Annotated in this window: 7 protein-coding genes; 3 read left to right on the plus strand and 4 right to left on the minus strand. The window is 66.4% G+C overall.

All coding sequences use genetic code 11. The features are described 5' to 3' along the window. Window positions 1–540, plus strand: a 540-nt coding sequence (locus VFA16_RS03280; protein WP_324966441.1) for an alpha/beta hydrolase, incomplete at its 5' end; no start/stop codon positions are given. Here VFA16_RS03280 and VFA16_RS03285 read toward each other — a convergent pair. Further along, window positions 520–1,425 (minus strand): A/G-specific adenine glycosylase, encoded by a 906-nt coding sequence (locus tag VFA16_RS03285; protein ID WP_324966442.1) that lies wholly within the window; start codon window positions 1,423–1,425, stop codon window positions 520–522. The genes VFA16_RS03280 and VFA16_RS03285 overlap by 21 nt on opposite strands. Here VFA16_RS03285 and VFA16_RS03290 point away from each other — a divergent pair. Next, complete coding sequence (locus VFA16_RS03290) at window positions 1,424–2,053, plus strand: carbonic anhydrase (protein ID WP_324966443.1); 630 nt, start codon at window positions 1,424–1,426, stop codon at window positions 2,051–2,053. The genes VFA16_RS03285 and VFA16_RS03290 overlap by 2 nt on opposite strands. 16 nt (window positions 2,054–2,069) lie before the next feature. Here VFA16_RS03290 and VFA16_RS03295 read toward each other — a convergent pair whose 3' ends face one another. After that, window positions 2,070–3,440 (minus strand): NAD(P)/FAD-dependent oxidoreductase, encoded by a 1,371-nt coding sequence (locus tag VFA16_RS03295; RefSeq protein WP_324966444.1) that lies wholly within the window; start codon window positions 3,438–3,440, stop codon window positions 2,070–2,072. A 96-nt stretch (window positions 3,441–3,536) separates the two neighbouring features. On the opposite strand from VFA16_RS03295, the gene VFA16_RS03300 reads away from it, so the two are divergent. Further along, window positions 3,537–4,160: a TetR/AcrR family transcriptional regulator gene (locus VFA16_RS03300; RefSeq protein ID WP_324966445.1), complete on the plus strand. Its 624-nt coding sequence runs from the start codon at window positions 3,537–3,539 to the stop codon at window positions 4,158–4,160. A gap of 25 nt (window positions 4,161–4,185) precedes the next feature. Here VFA16_RS03300 and VFA16_RS03305 read toward each other — a convergent pair whose 3' ends face one another. Both VFA16_RS03305 and VFA16_RS03310 read right to left on the minus strand, forming a co-directional pair. After that, entirely contained in the window at window positions 4,186–4,851 is a 666-nt protein-coding gene (locus tag VFA16_RS03305; protein ID WP_324966446.1) for a response regulator transcription factor, read from the minus strand. After that, on the minus strand, window positions 4,852–5,871 hold a 1,020-nt coding region (locus VFA16_RS03310), incomplete at its 5' end, for a sensor histidine kinase (protein WP_324966447.1).

The raw sequence follows: 5,871 nt of genomic DNA on the forward strand, positions 1-5,871 counted from the left end.
GGATTGGGAACGCCCGCGCGGCTGATCGGGCACTCGATGGGCGCGTTACATTCGTGGTGTCTGGCGGCGGAGTATCCCGAACTCGTGTCGGCGTTGGTGGTGGAGGATATGGCACCCGATTTCCGTGGCCGCACCACCGGGCCGTGGGAGCCGTGGCTGCATGCCCTTCCGGCCGAATTCGACGCTGCTGAACAGGTATTCGCGGAATTCGGACCTGTCGCAGGCCAGTACTTTCTGGACGCTTTCGACCGGACCGCAACCGGTTGGCGCCTGCACGGCCACGTCGAACGCTGGATCGAGATCGCCGCTGAGTGGGGCACCCGCGACTACTGGGAACAGTGGCAGGCGGTGCGCGTGCCGGCGCTGCTGATCGAGGCGGGTGACTCCGTCACACCTCCTGGTCAGATGCGAAAGATGCACGAGACCGGTTGTTGCACAGAGTATTTGCATGTACCCGAAGCAGGTCACCTTGTGCATGACGAGGCGCCGCAGGTGTACCGGCAAGCGGTCGAGTCGTTCCTACGGCGCGTCGCCCACTAGTGCATATCGGCCGTCGGTGGTTCGGGTAACCAGGCCATCGGCGAGCAGCGAATCCAGTGCGCGCTCACGCTGCTGGATGTCGCTCAACCACGCCACGTCCAACTCGGCCTTGGTAACAGGACAATCCTTGCCGCGCAACACGTCCAGTAGGCATCCGCGAACCTGACGGTCGGTCCCTGCGTAGCTTTGAACCTTTCGTGCCGGCCCCTCCGCGGGTGGATAGCCGGCTCGCCGCCACGCACACTCGGTCAGCGGACACAATCCGCAGCGCGGGCTCCTTGCGGTGCACACCGTGGCGCCCAACTCCATCAGCGCCGCCGAAAACCGGTGTGCCCGTTCGTCATCGGGCAGCAGTGCGGCCACGTCGGCGTGGTCGCGGATCATCGACGATGAGACGGCGGCGTCGGCGCGGCCATGCACAGCGCGAGCAACCACCCTCCGCACGTTGGTGTCGACCACGGGCACCGGCTGACGGTAGGCGAAGCACGCCACCGCCCGTGCGGTGTAGCCGCCCACTCCGGGCAATGTCAGCAGCGTCTCGACGTCATGAGGAACCACATCGTCGTGGTCTCGGGCGATCACGGTGGCGCACTCGTGCAGTCGCTTGGCGCGGCGCGGGTAGCCCAGCTTTCCCCAGGCGCGCAGCAGATCGGCCGGGCTGGCCGCCGCGGTCGCCGAGGGGGTGGGCCAGCGCGCCACCCAGTCCTGCCAGACCGGCGCTACCCGGGCCACTGGCGTCTGCTGCAGCATGAACTCGCTGACCAGTATCTGCCATGGGGTGACCTCTGGTCGCCGCCACGGCAGGTCGCGCCTTGCCCCCTCGTACCAGTCGAGCAGTTCGGTTGCCGGGATGTTCATCGGCGGGTACGGCAGAATATGCGGCATGCCCAATACCAATCCCGTAGCCGCATGGAAGGCACTCAAGGAGGGTAACGAGCGATTCGTCGCCGGCAAGCCCCAACACCCCAGCCAGAGCGCCGAGCACCGGGCCAAGCTGGCCGCCGCGCAGAACCCGACCGCCGTGGTGTTCGGCTGCGGCGACAGCCGGGTAGCCGCCGAGATCATCTTTGACCAGGGTCTCGGTGACACGTTCGTGGTGCGCACCGCCGGCCACGTCATCGACTCGGCCGTGCTGGGCTCGATTGAGTACGCGGTGTCGGTGCTCAACGTTCCGCTGATCGTCGTCCTGGGCCACGACAGCTGTGGCGCCGTCAAAGCCACGCTTTCCGCGCTCGACGACGGCGCGGTGCCGGGCGGCTATGTGCGCGACCTGGTGGAGCGGGTGGCGCCGTCGATCCTGCTGGGCCGCCGCGACGGGCTGACATCGGTTGACGAGTTCGAGGCACGCCATGTCCGCGAGACGGCCGCGCAACTTCTGGCCCGCTCCACCGCGATCGCCGAGCGGGTGGCTGCAGGCACGCTGGCGATCGCGTGCGTCACCTACCGACTGGCCGAGGGCCAGGCGGTGCTGCGGGATCACATCGGCAATATCGGTGAGGAGCCCGAGGGCTGAGCGCCGATGCGGCGGGTCACGCTGATGCTCCCGCGAGCGACCTCTGACGTCGACTGCCCAACATCCAGCGCCGGGGCGGCGCAGTCATCCCAGGCGGCACGGTGTGACGGGATTTGGCGCGGTAGACCTCGTCTTTGATCGCGCCAGTTATCTCACGAAGCGTGGCCCGAATCCGATCCGGCCGATCACGCAAAGCATTTCCCGCGGCTCGGACCAGTCGGCGTAGCGTGAAGAGCTGCGACGGTGGCAATTCGTGGTTGAGGACACGTGCCAGCGCCTGCGTTGCCGCCGCATCATCAGCGATGTCGCGCAGCAGGTAGGTGATCAACGGTGACGACACCCCTGGTGCGCCCATATCGTTTGCCAGCCAATACATTTCGTTGGCGTCCTGGTCGCGCCACCGCCACCAGTCTCGCAGCTGTCCGTCAGGCCCGGCGGCACAATAGAAGCCGGTGGTAACGGCCTCGGCGAGTCGAGCCGCCTGCCGCAGGGCATCGGACATGCCTTGGGCCGGGGTGAAGTCTTTGAAGTGCCCGGCGTCGCCGACCAGCACCCATCCGGGTCCAGCGCTCTGGCGAAAGTAGCCGTGCCAGTTGGTCATTACCCGGATAGGGCCAACCCGTTTGGCGCCCGCCAGCAGATCAGCAAGCTCCGGCCAGCACGCGAGACCGTCGGTGAACTTGCGATCCCGGTCGGCATGAAATTCGTGTTGCCTGGCGATGTCCACCGCGATACCGGCCATGTACAGTCCACCGTCGGTCGGACTGGCAAGGAAGGCGTGATCGCCTTGCCGGCCAATGCGTAGCCGTCCTTCACGGTCGTCGACACCCTCGAAGTAGGCCCAGGCGGGCAATCGGCCGGGTGCGGTGACGAGATACTCGGCTGCACCTGCCGAAGCCGCGACCATCGACTGCCGCCCATCGGCACCCACCACCAGCCGGGCGTTCACGTCACCTTGGACGGTTCGCACGCCGCTCACGCGGCCACGGTCGTCGTGCAGCAGCCCGGTGACCCGGCAGCCGGTGCGAAGGTCGGCGCCGGCTCTAGCCGCCGCCTCGACCAGCAGCACATCAAGTGTCAGCCGGCGCATACACAACCCGGGGAGGGGGAACTGGGGTGGATCGGTCGTGCCGTCGATGCGGACGTCGTCGTTGATCAGCGTGAAGCGGTTCAGCGGCACGCCGCCAGCGGCCAGAACCTCATCAAGGACACCCAACTCCCGGAGGATCTGCACGCCGCAGGGCTGCATCACGTGTGTCGACGGCGTCTCACGCGGAAAGCGCACTTGGTCGAGCAGGCAAACACGTAGACCGCGGCGGGCCAGCATGGTTGCCAACGGTGAACCCGCGCAACGCGCGCCGACGATAGCAACATCGAACAGCTCCATGGCTTCTCCCGGCGGCTCTGACAATCTTACCGTTGGTAAGTCTGCCATGTGGCGTGAAACTTATCAATGGTTAGATTCGCCGGTACGGTATTGATCGTGACTGCAGAGGATTCACGGCGGTACCACCATGGGCAGCTAAGGCGGGCGGGCATCGACGGCGCCGTCGAAGAGATACAGACGGTCGGCGTCGCGGCGGTGAGTATGCGTCGCATCGCGCGCAGGGCAGGGGTTTCCCATGCCGCGCTGGCCTACCAGTTCGGCGACAAGACCGGAATCTTCACTGCCGTCGCAACGGAGGGCTTCCGGCTAGCGGCCGACATGATCGGAACCACGGCGGCTGGCCCCGACGGGTTCGTGCACGGTGGTCAGATGTATATCCAGTTCGCGCTGACCTACCCAGGTCACTTCGAGGTGATGTTTCGTCCCTACCTGTACCGCACCGACGACCCAGAACTTGTCGCCGCTCGCGATGCTGCATTCGACATCATGTATGGCAGTGCTCGCGCCAGTCTCGCCGCCCACCGCTCGGGGAACGTATCTGACGAAGACGTTCTCGATCTTGTCTTGGTTGGCTGGTCGTTGAGCCACGGCATTGCCACCCTGTCGCTGACCGCAAACCTGCCCGGTTTGCGCGACGCTGACCCTGACGCCACTGCCGCCCAAGTAGCTCGCGGCGTCGTCACGCTGTCGGAACTCGTCCAACGACAGGGTGGCCGCTAAACCTACTGGTCGGCAATGGAATTACTCAGACCTGGTATCGCGGCGTGACAACGCCGTGGTCGTAGGCGTAGACGATGGCCGCTGCCCGGTCGCGCAAGTCGAGCTTGACGAAGATGTGGCCAATGTGGCTTTTCACGGTCACCTCGGAAATGCAGAGTTCGTCGGCGATTTCGGCGTTTGACTTGCCCTGGCCGATCAGCGCGAGCACGTCGCGCTCGCGCGCGGTCAGCTCCGCGACAGCTTCGGCGCGGTTTTCGCCGGCGGCCCGGCGGTAGGTGCAGAGCACTCGTGAGGTGACCGCCGGGTCGAGGTAGGCATCGCCTTGCGCGACGGCGCGCACCGCTCGGATGAGCTCCTCGGCCGACGAGTCCTTGAGCACGAAGCCCGAGGCGCCGGCGCGCAGCGCGCCGGATAGCAACTCATCGTCGTTGAAGGTGGTCAGCGCCAGCACCGGTGGCGAACTCGCAGCGGCAAGCCGCCGTGTGGCCTCGATCCCGTCGACCCGCTTCATCCGCAGGTCCATCACCACCACGTCGGGGCGATGCTCGGCGACCGCTTTCGGAACCTCGTCGCCGTCAGAGCATTCCGCGACCACGACGAATCCGTCCTTGCGGCGCAGGATCCGGCGCAGGCCGGACCGGACCAGGTCCTGGTCGTCGACCAGCAGCACGGAAATCTCGTCGGTGTCCATTCAGCGCGCACACCGCCGCGGTCGTGGGCCGGGATCCTCTGCTAGAGGGATCTCGGCGCGCACCGACCACCCGTCGCGGCACGGGCCCGCATCGAGAACGCCGCCGAGCAGTTCGACTCGTTGGCGCATGCCCGCTAGTCCGCGGCCATCGGCCGACGGGGAGCCGGAGGGTACCGCTACCGGCATCGCGTTGACAATGGCCAGCACTGCTACCGACGGTGAAATAACCAGCCGCACAGTTGCTTTCGAGTCAGGTGCGTGCTTGGCGATGTTGGCCAGCGACTCCTGGGCGATGCGGTAGAGCGCCAGCCCTACTGCCGCCGACACCTGCTCGGCGGGGCCTTCAGTCTGCAGCGAGACCTGCAGCCCCGCCTGCACGAAATCGTCGACCAGGTCGCGGATATCCGCGATCCCCGGTTCTGGCGCAATCTTCGTTGGCCCAGTGTCGAGCAGCCCGACCGTGCGCCGGATGTCGGCCATCGCCTGGCGGCCCAGTCGCTCAGCATCGGTCAGCGCGGCGACCGCGTCGTCGACATCACGGTCCTTCTGCAGCGCGTGCCGCGCCGCGGTGACATGCAACAGCGTGACGGAAAGCGAATGCGCTATCACGTCGTGCACTTCGCGGGCGATCCGGCGCCGCTCGTCGGCTACCGCATGCTCAGCCAGATCTGCTTGCATCTCCTGTTGCTTGACCAGCAATTGCGCCTGGCTCCGCATGAGGTACCCGGTCAGCCAGCCCAGCGCGGCGATACTCAGGTACAGCGCGAGGCTATCGAGGCGGTGCGCGGCCGAAGCCACCGCCAGCAGCACCACCGCTGACCCGAAGGCAAGTGCGCTCCACACCAGTGACGTCAAGGCCGCCACGCATCCGACCATCATCACCGGCAGCAGTGGAGCGAAGTCGGTGGGAAGGGGGGTCGATGTCGCGAACAGCAGGATGGCAGTGGCTGTCAGCGATGTCGCCCAGACCATCCCTGGGCTGTATGCCATCCCCGCCCCGAAGAACAGCACGAACGGTGA

The organism is Mycobacterium sp. (assembly GCF_035653355.1).
Lineage (GTDB): Bacteria > Actinomycetota > Actinomycetes > Mycobacteriales > Mycobacteriaceae > Mycobacterium.